The sequence below is a fragment of the Desulfatiferula olefinivorans genome (assembly GCF_054657895.1).
Genome location: NZ_BAAHXV010000006.1, coordinates 49,916 through 75,039, shown reverse-complemented (window position 1 = coordinate 75,039; position 25,124 = coordinate 49,916). Strand labels below are relative to the sequence as shown.

29 protein-coding genes and 1 tRNA gene are annotated in these 25,124 nt (G+C 56.4%); 26 read left to right on the top strand and 4 right to left on the bottom strand.

Translation table 11 applies throughout. The features are described from left to right. Window positions 1-2: 2 nt before the first annotated feature. The 3 genes from ACYQ11_RS06650 to ACYQ11_RS06640 all read right to left on the bottom strand — a co-directional run bounded on the left by ACYQ11_RS06650 (window position 3) and on the right by ACYQ11_RS06640 (window position 3,781). The gene (locus ACYQ11_RS06650; protein ID WP_459922981.1) at window positions 3-1,979 is read right to left on the bottom strand and encodes an LOG family protein; all 1,977 of its coding nucleotides are present in this window, start codon (window positions 1,977-1,979) and stop codon (window positions 3-5) included. A 223-nt stretch (window positions 1,980-2,202) separates the two neighbouring features. After that, window positions 2,203-2,808, bottom strand: coding sequence for a superoxide dismutase (locus ACYQ11_RS06645; protein ID WP_459922980.1), 606 nt, complete (start codon window positions 2,806-2,808; stop codon window positions 2,203-2,205). 85 nt (window positions 2,809-2,893) lie between these two features. Next, window positions 2,894-3,781, bottom strand: a complete 888-nt coding sequence (locus ACYQ11_RS06640) for a patatin-like phospholipase family protein (RefSeq protein WP_459922979.1) — start codon at window positions 3,779-3,781, stop codon at window positions 2,894-2,896. A gap of 261 nt (window positions 3,782-4,042) precedes the next feature. Here ACYQ11_RS06640 and cysC point away from each other — a divergent pair, with 261 nt between their 5' ends. From cysC to ACYQ11_RS06625, 3 genes are all read left to right on the top strand, one after another. Beyond that, complete coding sequence (gene cysC, locus ACYQ11_RS06635) at window positions 4,043-4,666, top strand: adenylyl-sulfate kinase (protein WP_459922978.1); 624 nt, start codon at window positions 4,043-4,045, stop codon at window positions 4,664-4,666. Between the two features lie 177 nt (window positions 4,667-4,843). Next, complete coding sequence (locus tag ACYQ11_RS06630; protein WP_459922977.1) at window positions 4,844-5,188, top strand: hypothetical protein; 345 nt, start codon at window positions 4,844-4,846, stop codon at window positions 5,186-5,188. Between the two features lie 89 nt (window positions 5,189-5,277). Beyond that, window positions 5,278-7,113 (top strand): GspE/PulE family protein, encoded by a 1,836-nt coding sequence (locus ACYQ11_RS06625; protein ID WP_459922976.1) that lies wholly within the window; start codon window positions 5,278-5,280, stop codon window positions 7,111-7,113. Window positions 7,114-7,119: 6 nt separating this feature from the next. On the opposite strand, the gene rlmN is transcribed toward ACYQ11_RS06625, so the two are convergent. Then, complete coding sequence (gene rlmN / locus ACYQ11_RS06620) at window positions 7,120-8,178, bottom strand: dual-specificity RNA methyltransferase RlmN (RefSeq protein WP_459922975.1); 1,059 nt, start codon at window positions 8,176-8,178, stop codon at window positions 7,120-7,122. Between the two features lie 135 nt (window positions 8,179-8,313). Here rlmN and ffh point away from each other — a divergent pair, with 135 nt between their 5' ends. The 23 genes from ffh to ACYQ11_RS06505 all read left to right on the top strand — a co-directional run bounded on the left by ffh (window position 8,314) and on the right by ACYQ11_RS06505 (window position 25,120). Beyond that, window positions 8,314-9,642 carry a signal recognition particle protein gene (ffh, locus tag ACYQ11_RS06615; RefSeq protein ID WP_459922974.1) on the top strand — a complete coding sequence of 443 codons (1,329 nt, stop codon included), beginning with the start codon at window positions 8,314-8,316 and terminating at the stop codon, window positions 9,640-9,642. A gap of 12 nt (window positions 9,643-9,654) precedes the next feature. Then, window positions 9,655-9,909, top strand: coding sequence for a 30S ribosomal protein S16 (rpsP, locus tag ACYQ11_RS06610; RefSeq protein WP_459922973.1), 255 nt, complete (start codon window positions 9,655-9,657; stop codon window positions 9,907-9,909). Between the two features lie 43 nt (window positions 9,910-9,952). Further along, complete coding sequence (locus ACYQ11_RS06605; RefSeq protein WP_459922972.1) at window positions 9,953-10,183, top strand: KH domain-containing protein; 231 nt, start codon at window positions 9,953-9,955, stop codon at window positions 10,181-10,183. Window positions 10,184-10,188: 5 nt separating this feature from the next. Next, window positions 10,189-10,698, top strand: coding sequence for a ribosome maturation factor RimM (gene rimM, locus ACYQ11_RS06600; protein WP_459922971.1), 510 nt, complete (start codon window positions 10,189-10,191; stop codon window positions 10,696-10,698). Beyond that, window positions 10,695-11,456, top strand: coding sequence for a tRNA (guanosine(37)-N1)-methyltransferase TrmD (trmD, locus tag ACYQ11_RS06595; protein ID WP_459922970.1), 762 nt, complete (start codon window positions 10,695-10,697; stop codon window positions 11,454-11,456). Before rimM ends, trmD begins: the two co-directional genes overlap by 4 nt. Then, window positions 11,443-12,063 (top strand): RNA methyltransferase, encoded by a 621-nt coding sequence (locus tag ACYQ11_RS06590; RefSeq protein ID WP_459922969.1) that lies wholly within the window; start codon window positions 11,443-11,445, stop codon window positions 12,061-12,063. Before trmD ends, ACYQ11_RS06590 begins: the two co-directional genes overlap by 14 nt. 113 nt (window positions 12,064-12,176) lie before the next feature. Next, complete coding sequence (gene rplS, locus ACYQ11_RS06585; protein WP_459922968.1) at window positions 12,177-12,521, top strand: 50S ribosomal protein L19; 345 nt, start codon at window positions 12,177-12,179, stop codon at window positions 12,519-12,521. Window positions 12,522-12,589: 68 nt separating this feature from the next. Next, window positions 12,590-13,186: a ribonuclease HII gene (locus tag ACYQ11_RS06580; protein ID WP_459922967.1), complete on the top strand. Its 597-nt coding sequence runs from the start codon at window positions 12,590-12,592 to the stop codon at window positions 13,184-13,186. 30 nt (window positions 13,187-13,216) lie between these two features. Then, window positions 13,217-13,579, top strand: coding sequence for a YraN family protein (locus ACYQ11_RS06575; RefSeq protein ID WP_459922966.1), 363 nt, complete (start codon window positions 13,217-13,219; stop codon window positions 13,577-13,579). Between the two features lie 46 nt (window positions 13,580-13,625). Continuing rightward, complete coding sequence (gene rsmI / locus ACYQ11_RS06570; protein ID WP_459922965.1) at window positions 13,626-14,495, top strand: 16S rRNA (cytidine(1402)-2'-O)-methyltransferase; 870 nt, start codon at window positions 13,626-13,628, stop codon at window positions 14,493-14,495. 218 nt (window positions 14,496-14,713) lie between these two features. After that, on the top strand, window positions 14,714-15,004 hold the full coding sequence (locus tag ACYQ11_RS06565; protein WP_459922964.1) for a DUF1844 domain-containing protein: 291 nt from the start codon (window positions 14,714-14,716) through the stop codon (window positions 15,002-15,004). Continuing rightward, a complete protein-coding gene (gene ispE / locus ACYQ11_RS06560) occupies window positions 15,005-15,865 on the top strand; it encodes a 4-(cytidine 5'-diphospho)-2-C-methyl-D-erythritol kinase (protein WP_459922963.1) in 861 nt (286 codons plus the stop codon). Between the two features lie 3 nt (window positions 15,866-15,868). Beyond that, window positions 15,869-15,943: transfer RNA gene (locus ACYQ11_RS06555), tRNA-Gln, on the top strand. A 40-nt stretch (window positions 15,944-15,983) separates the two neighbouring features. Beyond that, window positions 15,984-16,925, top strand: coding sequence for a ribose-phosphate pyrophosphokinase (locus ACYQ11_RS06550; protein WP_459922962.1), 942 nt, complete (start codon window positions 15,984-15,986; stop codon window positions 16,923-16,925). Between the two features lie 45 nt (window positions 16,926-16,970). Then, on the top strand, window positions 16,971-17,588 hold the full coding sequence (locus tag ACYQ11_RS06545) for a 50S ribosomal protein L25 (RefSeq protein WP_459922961.1): 618 nt from the start codon (window positions 16,971-16,973) through the stop codon (window positions 17,586-17,588). 76 nt (window positions 17,589-17,664) lie between these two features. Continuing rightward, on the top strand, window positions 17,665-18,246 hold the full coding sequence (gene pth / locus ACYQ11_RS06540) for an aminoacyl-tRNA hydrolase (RefSeq protein ID WP_459922960.1): 582 nt from the start codon (window positions 17,665-17,667) through the stop codon (window positions 18,244-18,246). Between the two features lie 48 nt (window positions 18,247-18,294). Then, window positions 18,295-20,316, top strand: coding sequence for a sodium-translocating pyrophosphatase (locus ACYQ11_RS06535; protein WP_459922959.1), 2,022 nt, complete (start codon window positions 18,295-18,297; stop codon window positions 20,314-20,316). A gap of 252 nt (window positions 20,317-20,568) precedes the next feature. Next, window positions 20,569-21,102 (top strand): CarD family transcriptional regulator, encoded by a 534-nt coding sequence (locus ACYQ11_RS06530; protein WP_459922958.1) that lies wholly within the window; start codon window positions 20,569-20,571, stop codon window positions 21,100-21,102. Window positions 21,103-21,114: 12 nt separating this feature from the next. Then, window positions 21,115-22,107, top strand: coding sequence for an RluA family pseudouridine synthase (locus ACYQ11_RS06525; RefSeq protein WP_459923058.1), 993 nt, complete (start codon window positions 21,115-21,117; stop codon window positions 22,105-22,107). A gap of 416 nt (window positions 22,108-22,523) precedes the next feature. Further along, the gene (locus tag ACYQ11_RS06520) at window positions 22,524-22,922 is read left to right on the top strand and encodes an NADH-quinone oxidoreductase subunit A (RefSeq protein ID WP_459922957.1); all 399 of its coding nucleotides are present in this window, start codon (window positions 22,524-22,526) and stop codon (window positions 22,920-22,922) included. Beyond that, complete coding sequence (locus ACYQ11_RS06515) at window positions 22,898-23,494, top strand: NADH-quinone oxidoreductase subunit B (RefSeq protein WP_459922956.1); 597 nt, start codon at window positions 22,898-22,900, stop codon at window positions 23,492-23,494. The genes ACYQ11_RS06520 and ACYQ11_RS06515 overlap by 25 nt, the downstream gene beginning before the upstream one ends. Continuing rightward, window positions 23,491-23,997: an NADH-quinone oxidoreductase subunit C gene (locus ACYQ11_RS06510; protein WP_459922955.1), complete on the top strand. Its 507-nt coding sequence runs from the start codon at window positions 23,491-23,493 to the stop codon at window positions 23,995-23,997. Before ACYQ11_RS06515 ends, ACYQ11_RS06510 begins: the two co-directional genes overlap by 4 nt. Window positions 23,998-24,001: 4 nt before the next feature. Then, window positions 24,002-25,120, top strand: a complete 1,119-nt coding sequence (locus tag ACYQ11_RS06505) for an NADH-quinone oxidoreductase subunit D (RefSeq protein WP_459922954.1) — start codon at window positions 24,002-24,004, stop codon at window positions 25,118-25,120. The last annotated feature ends 4 nt before the right edge of the window (window positions 25,121-25,124 follow it).

Here is a 25,124-nt window from a genome sequence, read left to right as displayed (position 1 = left end):
TGTCAGAACAGCCTCAACTGCTTTCGATAGGCGTCGATGACCACGGCGGGGTCGCTGGTGATGACCAGGTTTTCACGGGCCCAGGCCGGGGCGCGGTTGGCGCGGACCATGGCCAGGATCTGGTCGGCCGCGCTGTACCAGTAGCCGGTCTGTTCGGTGTCGAACAGGACCAGGGGGACCCGCTCGGTGATGGACAGCTTCATGTTGCACAGGGTGATGCCCAGCTCTTCCAGGGTGCCGAGACCGCCGACGTTGAAGATGGGAAAGGAGGTGACCTCGAACCATTTCTGTCGGCTGTGGCGGCAGGAAGACTGGAAAATCTGACAGAAATCCACGTCGGGAACGATGGCCTGGTCGGTGATTTCCAGGAAGTTGGCTCCGGACAGGATGCCGTTTTCATGGGCCAGGACGTTGGCCATCTCCATGACCCCGCTGCCGCCGCCGGTGACAAAGCCGATGCTCTTGCCCCAGAAGGCGATCAGCTCCCGGATCAGGGTTCTCAGGCGGGCGTTGCCCTCGTCGGACAGGGCCTTGTTCGACCCGTAGAAGGCGAACAGCATGGACTTGTGGAAGTCGGGAATCTTTTCGGGAATGACGAAGTAGCCCATGCCGTCCCGCTCGGTGTACATCATCAGCCGTTGGGTGAGCGAGGAGACCCAGTACACGCTGAGACCCAGGGCGTAATATTCCTGGAGCCGGTGGTGGTCCTGCTGGGAAAGAAAGGGACCGTGCTCAAAGGAGGGCGCGAAAAAATACAGGGCGTTGATGCGGTTGTTGTAAACGGCATCGATGATGTCGTAATGCTCCTGGATGTTCGGGAAATATTTGAGCACCAGGGGGGCGGGCGGTCTGCCTTTGTCGATGGGAATTTTCGCGACGGCGTACCGGTGCGGGCACAGGCTGTCGGGCCGGAAATTGCGACGGTCCGTGGCGCAGACGCTGAGGGAGTTTTCACAGGGTTTGTCCGGGCCGTTGATGAAAAGGGGAAGGCTGTCCACCTGTTTATGGGCTTCGGGAAACAGGGCCGCCGGTTTGTTCAGGTAGTAGCAGGTCGACTTCGGCATCCGGTCGAACCGGGATTCCAGGGCCCGCAGATCCTCATACCGGTGGGGTCTGACCGGCGTGCCGTTGACGGCGGGAATCGCGCTCCGGTCGACTTTGGCGGTCCGGTAGATCTTGGCCGGAATCATGGGGTTGACGATGGGCTGGTCGCTTCGGTTGATGATTTCAAGGTAAATGCTGATGCCCCGGGTCCGTATGGGGTCGAGGATGGTGGCGGGCAGATGGTAGCCCAGCTCCCCGAAACGCTCGGAGTCGTTCTGAAGCACCACGAAATGATCGTTCAGATACATGGAGCAGGAGGTGATGATCCCCTGGCCCGGCGGGATGACGATCTGGTCGACCTCCTCGCGCTTCTGGTGCATCCTGAGCAGTTCCTTGCCGTCCTTGCGCAACAGGATCCGGCCGATGGTGTCCGTGTCCAGGGGCTTTTCAAGGGTGTAGAGCACATGATGGGGAGCGATCAGGATGTCCCCGGCGCTGGAAATGGAGGTGGAGGCCGGCAGCTTCATCTCGGACTGGTTGACGGCGTCGAGTACCTCCCGGGAACTGAGCAGGGTGGCCGGGTCGCAGAAGGCCAGGCGGCCGATGCGGAGCCCGCGGGAAAAAAACGGCCGGATGTCTTTGAATGCCGGATAATGTGTGATGACCGAGGAGGCATGCATGGTGACCGTCACCTGGTTTTCGCTGAAATGGCCCGTTTCCAGGGGATCACTGCTGATCATCACGCCCAGCCGGGCGATGCGGGATCGCTCGCTGAAAATCAGATGCTCGGGATGGGAACGGAACTGGTCGATCAGATTCCGGGGAATGGTGAAGGCGGCGGTGAAGGTCATGCCCTGATCGTCGGCCGTGAGAATGTCGGTGATCACTCCGTCGTCGGAATGGTAAAAACCTCGAAACAGCGGGTTGGCTTTCATGCAGAAAAACTCCTTATGCCTGGGGTTGTGTCCGGTGTTCACGCGATGCGTCTGCCTTTTATAGCATATCGGGGAAATGGATAAAGGGTTTTTGCAGCAAGCCTCAGGTTCGTTGCGTCTGACGATCACGGCAGGGGCAAAAAAAGTCCCCCGCCGATACCACAGGATACCGGCGGGGGAGGTGGTGCAGGAGGAGGCGATGGCATCGCCCGGTTGACACCGTCTATTTTACGGCCAGTCCGTACAGACGGTTCACTTCGTTCCAGTTGATGATTTCAAAAAAGGCCTTGATGTAATCGGGCCTGCGGTTCTGGTATTTCAGGTAGTAGGCGTGCTCCCACACGTCCAGGCCCAGGATGGGCACAAGGCCCAGGCTGACGGGGTTGTCCTGGTTGGCGGTGGAAATCACGTCGAGTTCGCCCTCGCGGACCACGAGCCAGGCCCAACCGCTGCCGAACCGTGTGGCCGCAGCGTTACTGAAAACTTCTTTAAAACCGTCGAGCCCGCCGTATTTTTTGTCGATGGGGCCTTTCACGGCTCCGCCGAAGGGCACGCCCGTTTTCAGCATGGGCCAGAACAGGCTGTGGTTGTAGTGGCCTCCGCCGTGGTTTCGTACCGCACCCCGGATGTCTTCGGGCACCGCCTCCAGGTTCACAAGCAGTTCTCTCACGTCTTTTCCCTGAAGCTCCGGATACTTTACAAGGGCTTCGTTGAGCTTGGTGATGTAGGCCTGGTGATGCTTGGTATGATGTATTTCCATGGTGGCTGCATCGATGTACGGTTCAAGGGCGTTATATGCATATCCAAGTTCGGGTAATGTATGTGTCATGGTGACCTCCCGGTGTTGGGTGTGGTTGTTTTTTCGCTTGAGAATAAATTAAGGCATAAAATTTTAGTGTCAACTAAAATTGTTTTTAAAGCGGTATTTTCCCCAGGGCCCGGCAGGCTCGGTCGTAACCCAGGGCGATCATGGCGTCGGCCCGGTCAAATTCCAGCATGCCGCAGGCGTTCCGGGGGATCACGATCAGCTTGTCCGGGGGATAGGCCGCCAGTTTGTGGCGGGCGATGGTGCACTGCATGGCGTCGAAGGCCTGGTTGGCGATGTCGTAGACCCCCCAGTCCTGGCTGCCGGTGATCGTTATGGAGGTTTTGAGGCGGCTGACAAACCGGTGGATGGTTTTTTTCATGGGTGAGGCGGTATCGGAGGTTGCCGGCCGGGGGCGGGGTGGGGCGGGGCTCTCTTCCACGGGGCCGCCCAGGTTCACGGCGATGGTCATGTCGGTATGATCCCCGAAGGTCGGGGCGATGGGCACGGGATTGAGAACCCCGCCGTCGATCAGGTCCGATCCGTTGAATGAGACGGGGGTGAAGATCAGGGGCAGGGAGATGGAGGCCCGAATCGCGTCAAACAGACTGCCGGTTTGAATCCACACCTCCTTTTCCCGCTTGACGTCCGCCGCGACGGCTGTGAATGAAACGGGCAGATCCTCGATGCGGCAGTCGCCCACCAGGTTCACCAGGGTGTTGATGATTTTTTCCCCCTTGACCAGCCCGGTTTTTCCCCAGGCCAGGTCGAGGAGGGTCACCATGTCCATGCGGGTGATCGATCGCACCCACTGTTCGAACTCATCGAGTTTTCCGGCGGCATAGATGCCGCCCACCAGAGCCCCCATGGAACATCCCGAAATGGAACGGACGGCGTAATGGTTTTCCTCAAGAAGGCGGATCACGCCGATGTGGGCCAGGCCCCGGGCGCCGCCGCTGCCCAGCACCAGGGAGACGGTTGTCGGTTGGGTGGTCATCGTGTGGCATGTCCTGTGTTGAGAGTGATGATAAGAGCCGTTCTTTATCTAAGGTGAATCCGCTGCGGTTGTCAAGCCGTCTGACCGGCCGGGGCCGGGCGATGACATGACGATCTCGATCGCGATAATTGATATCCGCTCGGAAATGGGATATGGATAAATCGGTGTCCGCGCATATCTGACAGGCGGATGCGGCAGGCATGACAAAAAACCGACAGGCGGGATCATACGACGGTTCCGCCCCGAAGACCGAGGCCCCCCATGACATCGAAAAACAGCGGCAACGTCACCCGGCACAAAAGCCTGGTGGGCCGGGAGGATCGTGAACGCCTTCACGGGCACAAGGGCGCGGTGGTGTGGTTCACCGGCCTGTCCGCATCGGGCAAATCCACGGTGTCCCATCTGGTCGAAAAGAAACTCCACGCCATGGGATGCTCGACCTACGTGTTCGACGGGGACAACGTCCGTCACGGTCTCTGCGGGGACCTGGGCTTTTCTCCGGAGGACCGAACCGAGAACATCCGCCGCATCGGCGAGATGGTTCACCTGTTTGTGGACGCGGGTATCATCGCTTTGACGGCCTTTATCTCACCCTTCCGGGCCGATCGCCGCACGGTTGAATCCATTGTCGGCGCAGACCGTTTCATCGAGATATTTGTGGATTGCCCCCTTGCGGAATGCATCCGCAGGGACCCCAAGGGCATGTATGCCCGGGCTCTTAACGGAGAGATCCCTGATTTCACCGGCATTTCTTCCCCCTACGAACCGCCGGAGTCCCCCGCCGTCGTCATCCGGTCGGATCGGGAAGACTTCGATGCCGCCGCCGAACGGGTGGTCCGCCATATGCTGGCCGAGGGCCTGGTCGATGCCCGGAAAGGCCGGTAATCGAGGGGGAAAGAACTGAACGCCGTTCTTGAAATTGATCCTCACATCCCGTATAATCTAAATTATACATCCGGTATGTTTTCTTCGTTCGTCTCAACATGATTCCATCCCTTGACCGTTAATGCACAGACCCCGACGGCGTCAGGCCGGTGAGTCTGCGGAACAAAGGAGGTTTCCATGGCATCGTTGTTCACAGGATTTTCAGGCAGGATGTGGGTCGTTTCAATCATGATTGCAGGGACGTTCTGGACTCCGGCCTTTGCACGGGCCCTGCCTTCCCCGGGTGCGTCTCCCCCGGTTCCTTCTGATCGGCCCTGCGTTCCCCGGGTGCATTGCGGCCCCTTTGAAGGGTTCACCCTTGAGAAGGTGTATATCGATGATGCCGGTCATCGCCTGTCCAAGGACATCCGGTTTTACTCCAGCCAGGGTGACGAGATCTCAAAAGACAAAATCAGGATGGGCTGCCGGGTCAAGTTCGTGCTTGACCGGAACCGGGAAGTGGTGGTGATGCAGTCCGAGTGAGACCGCGGCGGCCGGTCCCCCCCCTGTCGGCGTTTTATGTTTGCAATTCCCCGACGTCCGGTTTATCGTGCCTGACATGACAGTGCCCTATGGTACTGCCCATCGGGCGTTTGGGGAAACCCCAGGCGGAAAGGACGGCGATGTTTTCGGATAAAGACGTGTTTACGTCATTGATCAAGCACGGGCTCCTGACCAAAGATCAGGCCAGGGATATTCTTCAGAGCAGGGAGCGGGTTCGGGACAATCCGACCTCAAAGAAAAAGACCGCGTCGGTTTCGGGCGATCATCCGCCGACCATCATTGATTATATCGCCGGTTACGGGGTCAATCGCGCCGACCGTCCCCTGGAACGCCTGGACGAGGACCTGATTTTTGAAACCCTGGCCGGGGACTGGGGCGTTCCCTACCTGAAGATCGACCCCTTGAAGCTCGATCTGAAGCTTGTGACCAGTACGGTTCACAAGATTTTCGCCATGAAGAATCTTCTGCTGCCCCTGGAGCGCAAAGAGGGGGCCCTGGTGGTGGCGACACCGGATCCGTTCAACCGTGAGGCCCTGGACGATCTGAAGCGGGTGGTCCAGATGGATATCCGGCCCGTGGTCAGTTCGAAAAGCGACATCATCAAATACATCAACGAGTTTTTCGGGTTCCAGAAATCCATTGCCGCCGCTGAGAATCAGTTTTCGGGTCCGGCCGTGGATCTGGGCAACCTCGAACAGTACGTGAAGCTTAAATCCATGGATGAACTCCCGTCCACGGACCACCATATCATCAATGCCGTCAACCATCTGTTCAGCTACGCCTTCGACCAGCGCGCCAGCGACATTCACATCGAACCCATGCGGGAGGTGACCCATGTGCGCATGCGGATCGACGGGATGCTTCATGTGGTCTACACCCTGCCGAAAAAGGTGCATAACGCCATGGTCAGCCGGATCAAGGCCCTGTCCCGCATGGACATGGCGGAAAAACGGCGGCCCCAGGACGGCCGCATCAAGACGGACAAGGACGGTGTCGAGGTGGAGATCCGTGTGTCCACGGTGCCCATCGCCTTTGGCGAGAAGGTGGTGATGCGGGTGCTGCATCCGGATTCCATGTTCCAGGATCTGCCGGCTCTGGGCTTTTCCGAGAGCGCCCTTGCGCGCTACGAGGAATTTATCAAAATGCCCCACGGCATCATTCTGGTCTGCGGTCCCACGGGAAGCGGCAAGTCCACGACCCTTTATTCGACCCTCCGGACCCTTGCGAGTCCGGCCATCAATATCACCACCGTCGAAGATCCCATCGAAATGGTCCATGAAGGATTCAATCAGATCGCCGTGCAGCCGGCCGTGGGCATCACCTTCGGTACGATTTTGCGCAACATTCTCCGTCAGGACCCGGACGTGATCATGATCGGGGAGACCCGCGATCTGGAAACCGCCGAGAATGCGGCCCAGGCCGCCATGACCGGGCATCTGGTCTTTTCGACCCTGCATACCAACGACGCCGCCTCGGCCATCACCCGGCTTCTGGATCTGGGCATTCCTTCATACATCATTCAGGCCTGTCTGGTGGGCGTCATGGGGCAGCGGCTGGTCCGGAAAATCTGCGACTACTGCAGGGAGCCCTTCGAGATCGACGCTGAAACCCTGCGCGGGCTCAGCATCGAAACCGGCCAAAGCGGTTCTCTGGTTCTTCACCGGGGGCGGGGCTGTGTGAAATGCCGGGGCACGGGCTACCGGGGCCGCCTGGCCATCTTCGAAATCCTGAAATATTCCGAAACCATCCGGGAGATGACCACCCCCAATGCCGACGTGGCGATGATCAAGAAAAAAGCCGTCGAGGAGGGCATGGTCACGCTGCGTCAGGATGCCGTCCGGAAAATGCTCAAGGGCCTGACCACCTATGAGGAAGTCCTGCGGGTGACCTGGGGCGCCGAATGACCCGTTCTACCGGGCTTTGATCTGGTTGGCCCGGAGCTGGCCGCAGGCCGCCGAGATGTCCTGGCCCATGCTTTTCCTTACGATGGCCGTGTAACCCTTGTCCTGGAGGATGGACAGAAACCGCTCGATGGTACCGGCATCCGGGGTTTTAAAGTCGCAGCCCTCGAATTCGTTGAACGGAATCAGGTTGATTTTGGCCTTGACCGGTGCAAGCAGCCGGGCCAGTTCATGGGCCTGATTTTCCGAATCGTTAATTCCCTTGAACAGAATGTATTCGAACGTGATTTTGCTGCGGGGAGCCATGGGAAACCTTAGGCAGGCATCGATGAGTTTTTCGATGGGGTAGGTCCGGTTGATGGGCATCAGGGCGTCGCGGGTGGCATTGTCCGTGGCGTTGAGCGAGACGGCCAAGTTCACGGGAAAGCGGCGCCCCAGATCATCGAAGCGGTGAATCAGGCCGCAGGTGGAGACGGTGACCTTGCGCGACGAAAACTTGAGCCCGTAATCGGTGTCCATGATGATCTCAAGGGCCCCCGCCAATTGGTCGAAGTTGGCCAGAGGCTCACCCATGCCCATGAACACGATGTTCTGAAAGGGTTTGGCCGTTGGCTCGCCGTCCACAGCGGGCAGATCGTGGAGTACATCCCGGATCTGGGCGACAATTTCCCCGGAGGTGAGATTCCGCTTGAATCCGCCCCGGGCCGTCAGGCAGAACCGGCAGCCCTGGGCACAGCCAACCTGGCTTGAAATGCAGAGGGTGTAACGGTCCTTGCCCGGGATGAGGACGCACTCGGTGTATTCCCCGTCTTCCAGGCGGAACAGGTATTTGACCGTTCCGTCCCGCGATGTTTCTGTATTTGATTTTTCAAGACGATGTATGGTAAAGTTGTTTTCAAGTAATTCACGAGTCTTTTTGCTGAGATCCGTCATCTCGTCAAACGAGTCGGCCTGACGAATATAGAGCCACTTGAAAACCTGTCCGGCACGATATGGTTTTTCGCCATGTTCCTGAAGCCAGTCGGCTAATTTTTTTTGCGAAAAGTCCTTAATGTCTTTTTTTTTCATGTATTTTCCGTGAGAACCGTGTATAGTAAGGAGTTTTTTTGTTCTTGACATAACATGGATTTAATAATAATTCCATCATTTTGTCAGGGCACGGATGACGGCGTTGCGGACGCGTGAGGGCTGGTACCTAAGTTTATGTTCGAAAATTTGAGTGACAAGCTGGCTTCGGTTTTTAAAAACCTCAAGGGGCACGGCAAACTTACCGAAAAAAATATCGAAGAGGCTTTGAAAGAGGTCCGGATGGCCCTCCTCGAAGCCGACGTGCATTACAAGGTGACCAAGACCTTTGTGGCCGGTGTCAAGGAGCGTGCCGTCGGCCATGAGGTCATGCAGAGCCTGACCCCCGGTCAGCAGGTGATCAAGATCGTCAATGACAGCCTGGCCGAATTGATGGGCGGCAGCCATTGTGATATCGACCTTGCGGGGGAAAAACCCGTTTCCGTGATGCTGGCCGGCCTTCAGGGCTCCGGTAAAACCACCACGGCCGGCAAGCTCGCCCTGTATCTTCGAAAAAAAGGGAAAACACCGTTCCTGGTCCCGGCGGATGTGTACAGACCCGCGGCGATCCTGCAGCTGGTGAAAGTGGCCGGCCAGATTGGCGTTCCCGTGTTTGAATCAAGCCCCGACGCGGATCCGGTGGACATCTGCCGTAATGCGCGGGTGGCTGCACAGCAGCAGGGCTGCGATGTCCTGATCATCGACACGGCCGGTCGTCTGCACATCGATGATGCCCTGATGGCCGAACTGGGACGGATCAAGCAGGCCCTTACGCCCTCGGACATCCTTCTGGTGGCCGATGCCATGACCGGGCAGGACGCGGTGAATATCGCCGCAGCCTTCAATGACGCCCTGGATATCGGGGGTGTGATTCTTACGAAAATGGACGGTGATGCCCGGGGCGGGGCGGCTCTGTCCATCAAGGCCGTGACCGGTAAACCCATCAAGTTTATCGGGGTCGGTGAGAAATCCAGTGCCTTCGAGGCCTTCCATCCGGACCGGATGGCATCGCGCATTCTTGGAATGGGTGATGTGCTCAGTCTGGTCGAAAAAGCCACGGAGATGGTCGATGTCAAGAAGGCCGCTGAACTCGAAAAAAAGCTTCGGAAGAACCAGTTCACTCTGGACGATTTCAAGGACCAGATGCTGTCGATCCGCAAGATGGGCTCCATCGGCGATATGCTGAAAATGATCCCCGGCGTGTCGAACAGCAAACATTTCAAAAACCTTGATGTCGACGAGCGTGAGCTGGTGCGGATTGAAGCCATTATAAATTCCATGACACCCGAAGAGAGGCGAAAGCATCAGATCATCAACGGGAGTCGGCGAAAACGGATTGCCATGGGGAGCGGGACCAAGGTTCAGGATGTGAACAAACTTCTGAAGAACTATACCCAGGTCATGAAGATGATGAAGAAATTCAATAAAGGCGGCATCAAATCACTGAGGGGCATGCTGCCGTTTTAAAGGAGAACGCGAATGTCAGTAAAAATCAGGTTGGCAAGAAGAGGCGCAAAGAAAAAACCGTTCTATCGCATTGTTGTTGCGGATATCGAGTCACCCCGGGATGGCAAGTTCATCGAAATCCTGGGTACGTACGATCCTCTGCAGGAACCTGCAGCGGTGTCTTTGAAGGAAGATCGGGTCAAATACTGGATCGGTGAGGGTGCCACCCCCACGGGTACGGTCAGCGATATTCTGAAAAAGAAAGGACTGTCTCAGGTTTCTGCGTAATATCCACGAACCGGATTCTCAAAGCCCAAAAAGGAGATGAGTCATGAAAGAGCTGATCAACTACATTGCACAGGCACTCGTCGACAACCCTGACGAGGTTGAAGTTTCGGAGATCGAGGGGAACCAGACGTCTGTACTGGAGCTGAAAGTGGCCAAAGAGGATTTGGGGAAAGTGATAGGGAAACAGGGAAGAACCGCACGGGCCATGCGCACCATTCTAAGCGCGGCATCGGCCAAGGTAAAAAAACGGACCGTCCTTGAAATTGTAGAATAGGGGAGATGGCCGGAAACGATTATATCCTGATCGGGAAAGTCAGCGGAATCCACGGTCTTCACGGTAACCTGAAGGTGTATTCCTATGCGGAGTCGACGGATCTCTATGAACCCGGCATACCGCTGGTGCTCAGGCCGTCGTCCGCACCGGAAAGGCCCGTGACCGTCAGGTCGGCCAAACCCTATAAAAAAGGGTTGCTTCTGACGGTTGACGGCATCGACGATATCTCGGCGGCTGAACCCTTCAAGGGGGCGGATATCCTGATCGCCAGACATCTGCTCCCCGAACCGGACGAGGATGAATACTACTGGTTCGATATCATCGGACTGGCGGTTGTTTCCGTGGACGGCCAGGCCCTTGGGGTGGTCGAATCGATTTTTCCCACCGGAAGCAACGACGTGTACGTGGTCCGGAACCGGAACGAAGAGAGGCTGATACCGGCCCTCGAATCGGTGATCGTCGGGATTGATCTGGATTCAGGCGTGATGACGGTCAATCTGCCCGAAGGGTTATGATGGATCTGATTGTTCTGACGATTTTTCCGGAAATGGTCGACCCTTATTTCTCCTACGGCATGCTTCGGAAGGCCGTGGAGGACGGTTACATCAGGGCGTCGGCCATGAATATACGGGATTACGCCCAGGGCAAACACCGTGTCACCGACGATACGCCTTACGGCGGCGGGTGCGGCATGGTCATGAAACCCGAACCGCTGGCCGCCGCCATCGGGGCCGCCCGGAAGCGGTGTCCGACGGCCCGGGTCATTCACATGTCGCCCCAGGGACGACCCTTTACCCAGGACGTGGCCCGGGAACTCTCCGAAGAGGACGGCCTCGTGTTTGTCTGCGGCCGGTACGAAGGCATCGACGAGCGTATCTGCCGGAATTACGTGGATGATGAAATATCCATCGGGGACTACGTCCTCACCGGCGGCGAACTGGCGGCTTTGGTGATCGCCGATGCGGTGATCCGGCTGATTCCCGGGGTCCTCGGCGGCGAGGCGTCGGCGGAAAAAGACAGTTTCCAGAGCGGCCTGATCGAACATGCCCATTACACACGGCCCTGCCGTTTCGAGGGCGAGGCGGTTCCCGATGTGCTGCTTTCTGGGAATCATGCCCGCATTGAAAGGTGGCGTCTGGAAACATCGCTGATCCGGACCTTTCTCAAGAGGCCGGATCTCCTGGAAAACCGCTCGTTCAGCCGCGAGGAACAGGATATTCTCAGGGGCTGGTGCACACGGATTGAAGGCATGATTGACCATGAACGGGTGTGAAAGGGCCGCTTCACCGTCCGGGGAGCAGGAAAAAACGGGTCCGGGCAGGCTTTATATCGCACTGGTCCATCACCCGGTGGTCAACAAGCAGGGCCGGGTGATCTGCTCGGCCGTCACCAACCTCGATCTTCACGACATTGCCCGGGCCGCCCGAACCTTCGGGGTGTCGGCCTATTATGTGATCAATCCGCTGGCCGATCAGGCGGTGCTGGCGGAAAAGGTGGTCGATCACTGGAGCAACGGCCGGGGTGGACGCCTCAATCCGGCCCGGCGGGAAGCATTCAGCCTGATTCGGATCACGCCCACGATCGAGGCGATGCTCGAGGAACTGAACATGCAGCGCAGGCGCCCGCTGACCATTCTGGCCACCTCGGCCGTCAAAGGCCCTGCCACGGTGTCCTTCGCCGAGATCCGGACGAAACGGGCCGAAGGCGACGACCTTCTGCTTTTATTCGGGACGGCCTGGGGGCTTGCCCCCGATGTTCTGGGCATGGCCGAGGGACTGCTCGAACCCATCGCCGGGGCCGGGGATTACAACCATCTCTCGGTGCGCTCGGCGGTGTCGATCATTCTGGACCGGCTGACCGTACGGCAGGATGGTCCATGAAAACAGATGGGAATGACGATTGGATATTGACGGCGGGATCATTTGTCTGATATAGACTATCGGATTTTAAAAATAAGCGCAAATTACGTGTTTTATTTGTTTGGGAGATAACAATGAATATCATCAAAAAGATTGAAAATGAGCAGCTGCGGCTTGATATGCCCGTGTTCAAGGCCGGGGATACGGTCAAGGTGCACGTGAAGATAGTCGAGGGTGAAAAAACCCGTATTCAGGTATTCGAAGGTGTGGTGATCAGCCGGACCGGCGGCGGAGCCAACGGCCGTTTCACGGTTCGCAAGATTTCGAGCGGTATCGGCGTTGAACGTGTCTTCCCTCTGTGCTCACCGACGGTGGACAAGGTTGAACTGGTGACCCGTGGGCGCGTCCGTCGTTCCAAAATTTACTACCTTCGGAATCTGCGCGGTAAAGCCGCTCGAATCAAAGAACTCAGAAATTGATGCCCCTTCGGTTTTCATGCGCCGGATACCCATCACCGGTCGTTTGAAGCCGACGTCGGAAGCCTGCCATGTGGTCCTATGAAAAAAAAGCCGCGTCACGCGGCTTTTTGACGGTTGCGGGGGTCGATGAAGCCGGTCGGGGCCCCCTGGCGGGACCGGTGGTTTCCGCGGCGGTCATTCTTTCCGAATTTTTTGACGACCGGGGCGTCGCTGACTCCAAGGCCCTCAGTGCGGGCAGGCGGGACCGTCTGTACGACCACATCATGGCCCATGCCGACCATGTGGGGGTGGGCCTCGCCGATCACCGGGACATAGACCGCCTCAATATTCTTCAAGCCTCCCTTCTTTCCATGAGACGCGCCGTCGATGATCTTGGCGTGACTCCGGATCATCTGCTCATTGACGGTATTTTTACCATCGATTGGGACGGGTCCCAGCAAACCGTCAAAAAGGGTGATGCCCTCAGCGTGTCCATTGCCGCCGCATCCATCGTGGCCAAGGTGACCCGAGACCGGATCATGGCCGACTACGATCGTCAGTATCCGGATTACGGATTCGGGATTCACAAGGGTTACCCGACGAAGCGTCACAAAGAGGCCCTTGCCCGTCTGGGGGCCTGCCCCATTCACCGTCTGACGTTTAAAGGCGTTCGGGAATACGTCTAACCCCGGTCAACCCGATGGGCCAGGTGTACCATGCTGAACTTTCGACAGCTTTTCGGACAATCCGGTGAACATCATGCGGTTCGCTACCTGAAAAAAAACGGCTACCACATACTGGCAACCAATTACCGGAACCGGATCGGAGAAATCGACATCATCGCCAAAGAAGGTGAGACCCTGGTGTTTGTGGAGGTCAAAACCCGAAGCCGGCGTTTTTTTGTTCACCCCAAAGAGGCGGTGACCCGGAAAAAACAAATAAAGATAACCCGTGTGGCCCAGTACTGGCTGAAGGCCAATCACAAAACCGGTGTCAGGGTCCGGTTTGACGTGGTGGCCGTCTTATCGGATCACCGAACCTATGAGATCGAGTTGATTAAAAATGCCTTCACCCTCTAGTACGTCGGATTCGCCTGCGCCGGACCCTCGGGGGACCTTATATATCGTGGCCACCCCCATCGGCAATCTGGACGACATCACCTTCCGGGCACTCAAGGTTCTTGGGGATGTGGATCTGATCGCCGCGGAAGATACCCGACACACCGGAAAGCTTTTGTCCCATTTTTCGATTTCAAAACCCCTGTTCTCCTTTCATGACCACAATGAACGCGACCGGGTCGACCTGCTGCTGGATCGGCTGAATCGCGGACAGACGGTGGCCCTGGTGTCGGACGCGGGAACCCCGTCGGTATCCGATCCGGGCTATCGACTGGTCCGTGAGGCTGCAAAGCAGGGCCTGACGATTGTTCCCGTTCCGGGGGTGTCGGCGGCCATGACCGCACTGTGCGCGTCGGGTCTGCCGACGGACGCCTTTGTGTTTCTGGGTTTTCCGCCGCGGAAAACGGCGCGGCGGCGGGAGTTTCTTTCCGAATTCAAGCACGAGACACGAACCCTTATTTTTTATGAATCCCCCCATCGGATTCTGTCGCTGATTCGGGAACTTTACGATGTCATGGGGTCCCGGGAGGCGGTTCTCGGACGTGAGCTGACCAAACTCCACGAGGAGTTCCTTCGCGGGCGGCTCAGCGACCTTGCCGAGACCTTGTCCGCCCGCGAAAGGGTCCGGGGCGAATGCACTCTGATCGTCTCAGGTGGTGCGGCCGACACCGTATCGGCCGGGGATCTGGTCTCCGATATCCGGCGTGGCCTTAACGACAATGATTTGTCCCCCTCGGCGCTTGCCAAGGCCCTTTCAAAAGATTACCCTCTGAAAAAACAAGAGATTTATGACATGATTCTTGCTATACGATCGCAGGAAGGACCTTCGGCAACGGGTCGGTCCGGGGAGGGCCTGGGCAGGGACGAGGGCGATTGATAGTCATGGCCGGCTGCCTTATATAATAAGGTAGGGGCGAAGCCGGTGCGGGCAACCCGTGATCGGGCTATTGTGAATAATTTCTTGCGGTTTGATGTTTAATTCTTTATAAATGTTTTTTTTGATCGAGTCTGGCTTTTTTCGTTGATCAGGATCACGAGGGATGGATCGCCCCGCAGGAAAAAAACGTCGCGGGGTTCAATTAAAGGGGGTTTGTCATGAGCGAGGGCGGTAAACCGACGGGCAATGAAACCCGGATGCCGAAAATCGATTTTTCCACGTTTATCTTTTCATTGAATTCATCGGCGCTGGTCCATCTGGGTATGCTTAGTGCGCCGGGTACGGACGTCAAAGCCAAGGATCTTCTCCTGGCCAAACAGACCATCGACATTCTCGGCATGATCGAGGAAAAGACCAGGGGAAATCTGACGGACGACGAGGCGAATCTTCTCAAGAACATCCTTCATGATTTGAGGTTGATGTATGTCCGGGAGAAAGACAACCCTTAGATGGACGTTCTTTCGCCTGCGAAAATCAATCTTTTTCTTCATGTGATTGGAAAGAGACCGGACGGCTACCACGAGCTCCAGATGCTGGTCTGCGCCGTCAGCCTCTTCGATCGGGTGACCCTGGATGTCGAAGCACCGCGCGACGAGGTGACCTGCAATGTTCCGGACATTCCCTGTGATGCGTCGAACCTGGCCCTTCGAGCCGCCCGACTGTTCCGTCATGAACTGAACCTGCCCGGATTCACTCGGATTCATCTGGAAAAAACGATTCCGGCCGGGGCCGGTCTGGGCGGAGGAAGCAGCAACGCCGCCTCGGTCCTCACCGCCATGAACGCCTATTACGGATATCCCCTTTCCGATGCGGAACTGGTCCGCCTGGGTATGTCCCTGGGCGCAGACGTCCCCTTCTTCATCCATGGGCGCCCGGCCTTTGTCGGCGGTTTGGGAGAGAAAATTGAATTTTGTGAAATTATAAAGCCTTACACCGTTGTCATTGTCCATCCCGGCCTGCCCCTGTCCACGGCATCGGTCTATAAAAAACTGAATTTTGGATTGACAAAAAGTGAAAAAAAAATTAAAAGTCCTCTGTTGAATAAAGGGTTGGTGGACCCGGTCATGTATCTTTTCAATGATCTGGAGGCACCGGCTTTTTCACTTTGCAGTGAAATCAAGCCGTTGAAAGATGCCTTGACGATGCATGGCGCTGAAGGGGTTTTGATGTCCGGTAGCGGTTCTTCAGTGTTTGGCCTTTATTCCGATCCTGACAACGCCGGCCATGCCTGTGAAGCTCTGACGTCCATATCGGCTCGACGGGGCGAACGCAATCGCTGGAAGGTGTTTTTAGCTGATATGATTGTGTGATCATGGGGCGTCGTCAAGCGGTAAGACACAGGATTTTGATTCCTGCATTCGGAGGTTCGAATCCTCCCGCCCCAGCCATGTGTTAACGAGAAACCGCCTGAACCGGGAAAAGGGGAACATGAACGATCTTTCGATATTTACCGGAAACTCAAATCCCGGCCTCGCGGAAAAGGTGTCCAAATACCTGTTCAAAAAACTTGGCAGCGCCAAGGTCAACAGGTTCAGCGACGGCGAGATTCAGATTGAAATCAAGGAGAACGTCCGGTCAAAAGATGTGTTCGTGATCCAGTCCACCTGCAATCCCGTCAATGACAATCTGATGGAGCTTCTGCTGATGATCGATGCCATGAGGCGGTCGTCGGCTTCCCGTATTACGGCGGTGGTACCCTATTACGGTTATGCGCGTCAGGACAAGAAAGTCGCTCCCCGTGTGCCCATTTCCGCCAAGCTTGTGGCCGATCTTTTGACCAATGCCGGGGCCAACCGGGTGATTACCATGGATCTCCACGCAGGTCAGATCCAGGGCTTTTTCAATATCCCCGTCGACAACCTCTACGCGGCGCCGGTTCTGATCGAGCACATCCGCCGGAAGTTCGACGACCAGGATCTGGTGGTGGTGTCGCCGGACGCGGGCGGTGTTGAACGGGCCCGTGCCTTTGCCAAGCGTCTGGATGCCGATCTGGCCATCGTCGACAAACGGCGGGACAAGCCCAACGAAGCCAAGGCCATGGCGGTCATCGGCAATGTGGCCGACAAGGTGGCCATTATCCTCGACGATATGGTGGATACGGCCGGGACCCTGACGGAAGCGTCCAACGCCATCAGCGAAAAAGGGGCGAAAGAAGTTCATGCCTGCTGCGCGCACCCCGTACTGTCCGGGCCTGCGGTGGGTCGAATCGATAAATCGGCATTGAAAACACTGGTGACGACCGATACCGTTCCTTTGAGCGAAGAGGCAACAAAATGTGCGAAGATTGAGGTTCTTTCAATCGCACCTCTTGTTGGTGAAGCGATCATACGAAGCCACAGAGGTGATTCCGTCACCACGCTGTTTGTTTAATGTGCCGTCATAATTTAATGTCAAGCAAGTTAGGAGGAACAACTTTTGGAACTTTTTGAGCTGAAAGCGAATATACGAGAAAACACGGGAAAGGGTGTGGCTCGCAAGCTCCGCATGAACGAGTGCATCCCTGCGGTTCTTTATGGCCCGAAAACCGAACCGGTGTCGCTGTCCGTGGCCTCAAAAATGATTGAGACCGCCTTCAAACAGAATGACCGCTCCCAGGTGCTGGTCAATCTGACCGTGGTAGACGGCCAGGGGACCCAGGTCCGCCAGTGCCCGGCCATCATCAAGGAAGTCCAGGTGGCGCCGCTTTCCAGGCAGATGCTTCACACCGATTTTTTGGAAATCGATCTGACCAAGAAGGTTCGCGTGATGGTTCCCGTTGAACCCGTGGGTAAAGCCAAAGGGGTTGAATTGGGCGGCATGCTTCAGGTGATTCGCCGTGAACTGGAGGTCCTGTGCATGCCCCTTGAGATTCCCGAAAGCATCCAGGTGGACGTCTCCGAACTGAATGTGGGCGACTCTATCCATGTGGAAGAAATCACGGTGGACGGCATCGAAATCCCCGCCGAAGTGAATTTTACCGTCATCACCCTCGTGGCGCCCAAATCCGGAACCGTTGAGTCCGAAGAGGGTGAAGAGGCGGAAGCGGCTGAATAGCGCGTCCGAGGCTGCGGCCTGACGGCCGGAGCGGTGAGCGTTCTTTGACAATTGACGCAGCAAGGCGGGGGACCTTATGGACGACAAGCGCATTGTTCTGATCGCCGGACTGGGCAATCCCGGCGAGAAGTACGAAAAAACACGACACAATGCAGGGTTTCAGGTTGTCGACATCCTTTCCCGGGAATTTTCTATCCCGTTATCGAAAACCAAGTTCGACCTGGTGTTCGGTCGGGGAACCATCGAAGGGACCGACGTGATTCTGGCCAAACCCATGGCCTTTATGAACCGAAGCGGCCCCCCCCTGAAAAAGCTTGCGGATTATTTCGGAATACCCAGTCAGGATCTGATTGTCATTTACGATGATATCGATCTTGCCTTTGAACGGTTGAAACTTAAGGAAAAAGGGGGACATGGGGGTCACAACGGGTTACGGTCCCTGATTGATGCCTTCGGGACCAATGACTTCCCCCGTCTCCGTTTAGGCATTGGACGTCCCGGAACGTCTGCCGATGTCACCGGACATGTGCTGGGCAGATTCTCTGTAGAAGAAGCGGAAATCTTTACCAGAATGGTGGACGAGGCCGGAAAGGCCGTTGTTGCTGTCCTGAGGGACGGCCTTACAGTGGCTATGAACAATTTTAATTGTTTGCGATAGTAGAGTGTGAACGTTTTCAACTTTTTAACTTTTTTGATGGAGGTAAGAATGGAAAATTTACCGTTGTTGTGTACCTACGCGGGTCTTGCCGGTGTTGCTTTCGCGATTGCCATGGCAATCGTCGTTAAGGCCGCTCCTGCCGGAAACGAGAAAATGAACATGATCGCCGACGCGGTCAAAGCCGGTGCCATCGCCTATCTGAACCGTCAGGCTAAAAGCATGGGCGCTGCGGGTATCGTTCTCGCAGCCATCATTTATTTCGCTCCCGGTTACGGCCTTTATGCCACCGCCGGTTTCGTGATTGGTGCCGTTGCTTCTTTCCTTGCCGGTTACATCGGCATGCGCGTTTCCGTTATCGCTAACGTACGTACGGCCGAAGCCGCCCGTAACGGCCTCAACGCCGGTCTTCGTATGGCGTTCAAAGGCGGTACCGTAACCGGTATGATCGTTGCCGGTCTCGCGCTGACCGTCTGCGCCGGCCTTTACACCTTCCTCGTTGCCAAAGGCATTGATGCCAAAGAGATCAACGTCGCCCTCGTCGCCCTGGGTTTTGGTGGTAGCCTCATCTCCATCTTCGCCCGTCTTGGCGGCGGTATCTTCACCAAAGGCGCAGACGTTGGTGCCGACCTTGTGGGTAAAGTCGAAGCCGGTATTCCCGAAGACGATCCCAGAAACCCCGCAACCATCGCCGACAACGTCGGTGACAACGTCGGTGACTGCGCCGGTATGGCCGCCGACCTGTTCGAAACCTACGCCGTAACGACCGTTGCCGCCATGGTTCTCGGCCAGATCCTTTTCCCCAAAGAAAACATGGCTGTGGTTCTGCCCCTTATTCTTGGCGCCATTTCCATCATCGCTTCCGCCATCGCGACCTTCTTTGTTCGCCTGGGTGAAAACGACGATTACATCATGGGCGCCCTGTACAAAGGTCAGTTCGGTGCTGCCATCATCGCCGCCGGTGCTTTCTTTTTCGCCTTCAAAAAAATCGGCGCCATCGGTGACTACACCGTGGCCCAGCTTTACGCCAGCGCCCTCGTCGGTCTTATCCTGACCGTCGTGATCGTTGTCATCACCGAGTTTTACACCGGTATCTACTCTCCGGTTAAAGGCATTGCCGAAGCGTCTACCACCGGTCACGGCACCAACATGATCGCCGGTCTGGCCGTTTCCATGGTTTCCACCGCCGCTCCGGTTCTGGCTATCTGTGCTTCTATCTACACCGCTCATCACTATGCAGGCCTCTACGGTATCGCCATTGCCGCCGTTTCCATGCTGTCCATGACCGGTATGGTTATCGCCATCGACGCTTACGGCCCCATCACCGACAACGCCGGTGGTATTGCCGAAATGGCTGAAATGGATGAAGCCGTTCGCGCCGTGACCGATCCCCTGGATGCCGTTGGTAACACCACCAAAGCCGTTACCAAAGGTTACGCCATTGGTTCCGCCGCTCTGGCCGCCATGGTTCTGTTCTCAGCCTACACCCAGGAATTCGTTCACATGGGTGCCAACCTCACCTTTGATTTGTCTCAGGTTGAAGTTCTGATCGGTCTGTTCATCGGTGGTCTGCTGCCCTACCTGTTCGGCGCCATGGCCATGAAAGCGGTTGGTAAAGCCGGTCATGCCGTTGTTAAGGAAGTTCGTCGTCAGTTCAAGGAAATCCCCGGTATCATGGAAGGAACCGCGAAACCCGACTATGCAGCCTGTGTTGACATCGTCACCAAGTTCGCCCTTTCCGAAATGATGATCCCCGCGCTTCTCCCCGTTATCGTTCCCGTAATCGTGGGTTTCGTTCTGGGTGCCGAAGCTCTGGGCGGTCTCCTGATCGGTAGTATCGTAACCGGTATTTTCGTGGGTATCTCCATGACCACCGGTGGTGCTGCCTGGGACAACGCGAAGAAATACATTGAAAGCGGAAACTACGGTGGAAAGGGCAGCGATGCTCACAAAGCCGCCGTTACCGGTGACACCGTAGGCGACCCCTACAAAGACACCGCCGGTCCCGCCATCAACCCGATGATCAAGATCCTCAACGTGGTTGCTCTTCTTCTGGTTCCCTTTATCGGATAATCCGTCAAGGAACCCGTAGAATATGAATGCCGAGGGGGTGGCTTTGAGCCACCCCCTTTTTTTATTGAATCAGAACCTAGACTGTGGTATAAAGTCTATATTTGATTTTGTCTGGTTATTACATTAAAATGAGTTCAGCACGACGGCGCGATACGAAAACGACGTCATTATCGTAACGGGATGTCGGTTTTCCGGGGTCAACGCTAATTCACATGGATTGGTGTGTCTGTCGGGCCCTCACAGGTGGTGAAAATGGCACAGGAAGTTAGGAGAGAATTTCAGGTTGGTGACCTTGCGGTTTACCCCGCCCATGGTGTCGGTCGGATCGAGTCCATCGAATCGCGGGAAATCGGCGGCGAAGACATGAACTTCTATATCATGAAAGTCCTTGAAAACGGCATGGTTATCATGATTCCGACCAACAATGTCGAATCCGTCGGCCTGAGATGCCTGATCGGCGAAAGCGACATACCCAAAGTCTACGAAATCATTACCAAGAAGAAAGACTGCTCACTGGACAATCAGACCTGGAACCGGCGATACCGCGAATACATGGATAAAATCAAGACCGGCTCACTGTTCGATGTGGCCGAGGTCTTTCGGGATCTTTTCCTTCTCCGGCTGACCAAAGATCTCTCCTTCGGGGAACGAAAGCTTCTCGATACGGCCCAGAGCCTCCTGCTCAAGGAATTGTGCACGGCCAAGGACATGAATGAAAAAGATATGATGGCTGAAATCGAGTCCCTGTTCGAAAAATCCGGACAAACCGAGGCCCGGGCCAACTGATAAGGCGGGGCGATTCTGAGCGTAAGACCATCTGAGTCTCAGGGCGCTTTCACGATTGTCGCAACCCCCGACGATCATGGAAAGCGCCTTGACTTGTTTGTGGCCGATGCCGTCGGCAAGGGCCAGAGAAGCCGCATGGCTGAACTGATCCGCCGGCATGCCGTTCAGGTCAACGGCATCGATCGCAAACCTTCGTATAAAGTCAAAGCAGGCGATCAGGTCTGTGGCGAGATCCCGCCCCGTGAGCCCCTTCGTTTCGAAGCCGAGAAAATTTCCCTGGATATCCTGTACGACGACCCGGACATCGTGGTGATCAACAAGCCGCCCGGTCTGGTGGTGCATCCCGCTCCGGGGAACTGGACAGGTACGCTGGTTAACGGTCTGTTGCATCATTACCCGGATCTTGAGAGTGCGGAAGAGGACATCCGCCCCGGGATCGTTCACAGGCTCGATCGGGATACGTCCGGGGTGATGGTGGTCGCGAAAAATCAGGAAACCCATGCCACCCTTTCCGCCATGTTCCATGACCGGAAAGTGGTCAAACGATACGTGGCCATTGTTCACGGCGTGGTGCCTGATGATTCGGGCGTCATTGATCTTCCCGTGGGGCGTCACCCCGTCGATCGAAAAAAAATGTGCACGCACAGTCCCCGGGGACGACGGGCCGAGACCCATTACACCGTCGAGAGCCGTTATGTCTGCGCCACACGCCTGCTGTGCGATATCAAAACCGGCAGGACCCATCAGATCCGTGTTCATTGCAAGGCGATCCGGCATCCCATTGTCGGTGATCCGGTTTACGGACCCTCCCCAAATCGCAACCGATCGGCCGGAACCTCTCGGGAAGACGCCCTGCTTTGCTCTGCAAAACGCCAGATGCTCCATGCCGCATTTCTTCGTTTCGACCATCCCCGTGACGGCCGGACCGTGACCTTTACAGCCCCCCTGCCCGGCGACATGCAGGAGCTCCTCGAGCGGCTGGAAAACATAAACGGCGGCATCTGAGGCGAGGCATCCGGGAAAGGTCTCAAGACCCCTCCCTTTTGGGGGAGGAGTCATCTAAAAGAATATGAGGCGTTTAACGCGTTGTCCATCCCGAAACCGTCAAAAACCCCTTGACTTATCGTTTTATGTTTATAATAGTGACTCGAAATCTGTTCTGTCTCGCAGGGCAGGTGGTCCGCTTCCCTAAATCATAACGAACTCGTAAAAAGTTACGTTTCAGACGGCTTCGGAAAACGTTCGAGGTCAAGGCTTGCGAATCCGTAAGGAATGAGGCGTACTTAGGGTACGCCGCAGTGACGAGGGATGAAGCGTAACGCAGAGATCGGACGTTTTACGAAGCCGTCAAATCATAACAACCATTTTTTGTCGCTCTAAGGCACCTGCTTTATTCGACCGTGTGAAGAGGGGGTCATCCGATGACTGTAAGTTGCCTTACGGATTACATGTACATCCTTTTGTTTATGGCGGGAGGGTGTCTTGTTGTCTTTTTGCCTTTTATTATAGCCTATTATATCCGTCCGAAAACCACGGAATATGTCAAGTCCTTTCAGGCCTATGAATGCGGCGTTGAGCCGTTCAAGCAGATGTGGGATTATCGTTTCGGTATTTCCTATTACCTTTATGCACTGATTTTCATGGCCTTCGATGTGGACGTCCTGTACCTGTTCCCGGTTGCGACGGTTTTCAATACGGATGTTGTCGGCGCGGTCCGGGGTATCACCGAGCTGTTTATTTTCATCGGCATTCTGTCGCTGGCCATTATCTATGCCTGGGTCAAAGGAGTGTTCAAGTGGGAGAGGAAAACAAGATCTTAAATCGGGTGGATACCTTCGCATGCAAGCTTCGCGGCGAGTATGAGGCGGGTGCCGTCGAGCATGAGGGAGCCTTGCTCAGCCGGCTGCTCCTGACGGACAAGGTACTCAAAGTGTGCCAGGCCAACTCCCTGTGGCCCATGACCTTCGGTCTGGCCTGCTGTGCCATTGAAATGATGGCCACGGGTATGGCCCGCATCGACATGGCCCGTTACGGTGCGGAGGTGTTTCGCCCGTCGGCCCGTCAGTGTGACCTTCTGATCGTGTCCGGAACGGTCAACAAGAAAATGGCCCCGGCCGTGATCACCCTCTACGAACAGATGCCCGCCCCCAAATGGGTCATTGCCATGGGCAATTGCGCCATTTCCGGTGGGCCGTTCGCCGTCGAGGAAAACTACAATGTGATCGAGGGCGTCGACAAGCTGATTCCCGTCGATGTATACATCCCCGGCTGCCCGCCGCGCCCCGAGGCCCTTATCGAAGGGATCCTGAAACTCCAGGAAAAAATCACGGGCGGACGCTATCCCTGGCCCCAGCGCAAGATGCCCGAGAAACCGGAGGTGATCAAGTTATGAGTCTGTCGAACGATCTTCTCTCTGCAGTGCAGGCCAAGGGCCTCGATGCCCGGGAAACCGATTACCGGGAGCTGGGCTGCCATGTGGAAGCTTCGCTCCGTCCGGAGCAGGTCCGGTCCATGGCCCAGACCCTTCTCGATCAGGGATTTTATCTGGTCTTTGTCACGGCGGTCCATGTCCGGCCCCGCCTTCAGGCCGTCTACCAGTTCGCCCATGCCGAAGGGGCCTGCCGGGTCAACGTCAAGGCGCAGACCCTGGAAGACGGCACCATCCCCTCCATATCCGACATCTACCAGGGCGCGGGCTGGCATGAACGTGAAACCCATGATTTCTATGGTCTGGTCTTCACGGGGAATCCGGATTTGAGAACCCTTCTTTTGTGTGATGAGGACCACGATCTCAAACCCCTGCTTAAATCCGACGAAAAGCTGAAAGATATCGAGGGCATCACGCGCACGGCTGCCCCGAAAAGCGAACCGAACGTTACCACCACCCCGGAGTAGATCGATGGCCATACTAACGAACTTGGATACTCAGGATAAGCATCGTTTTCTGTTGAACATGGGTCCCCAGCATCCGGCGACCCACGGCGTCCTCCGCGTCATCCTCGAGATGGACGGCGAGAATGCCATGGGCATCGATCCCGTGCTCGGGTACGGCCACCGGATGCAGGAAAAAATGGCCGAATCCAAAACCTGGCCGGGCTTCTACCCGAACACCGGCCGCATGGACTATGTGGGGGCCATGCCCTTCAACCACGGGTATGTGGCCCTGATCGAGCGCATGGCCGGGGTCACGGTTCCCGAACGGGCCGAGTACATCCGGGTCATCACCTCGGAGATGAACCGCATCGCCAGCCATCTTCTGGGTATCGGCGCCTATGTCCTCGATCTTGGGGCCTTCACGCCCATTCTCTACGCCTTCGATGACCGCGAGGACATCCTGGACGCCCTGGAGGATATCACCGGATCGCGACTGACCTACTGCTACTACCGGGTGGGCGGCGTGTCCAGGGACATCGACGAGACGTTCATTCGTCGGACCCGAGCCTTCATCGAGCATTTCAGGACCCGTCTGCCCATGTACGAGGATCTGGTGACCAACAACATCATCTTCATCAAACGAACCCGGGATATCGGCATCATCACGGCGGACATGGCCCGTCGTTACGGCGCCACCGGTCCGGTGATCCGCGGGTCGGGCATTGCCTACGACATCCGCAAGAGCGAGCCCTATTCGGTCTACCCGCGGTTTGATTTCGATATTCCCACCGGGACCCGGGGCGACAGCCTGGACCGTTATCTGGTCAGGATGCGTGAGATGGAGCAGAGTCTGCGCATCATCGAACAGGCCCTGGACACCCTGCCCGAGGGACCCTTCTACGAAAAACCCAAGAAAGTCAAACTCCAGCCGGGGGATTGCAGCTTCACCGTGGAATCGGCCCGGGGCGCCCTGACCTACTATCTGGTGGGCGACGGCAGCGACACGCCCTACAAACTGAAAATCAGGGTTCCATCGTTCAGCAACCTGAGCCTTTTGGAAGAAATGTGCGAGGGCATGCTCATCGCGGATCTTGTTTCGGCCATGGGTAGTCTGGACCTGGTCATTCCCGAAATCGACAGGTAGGTTA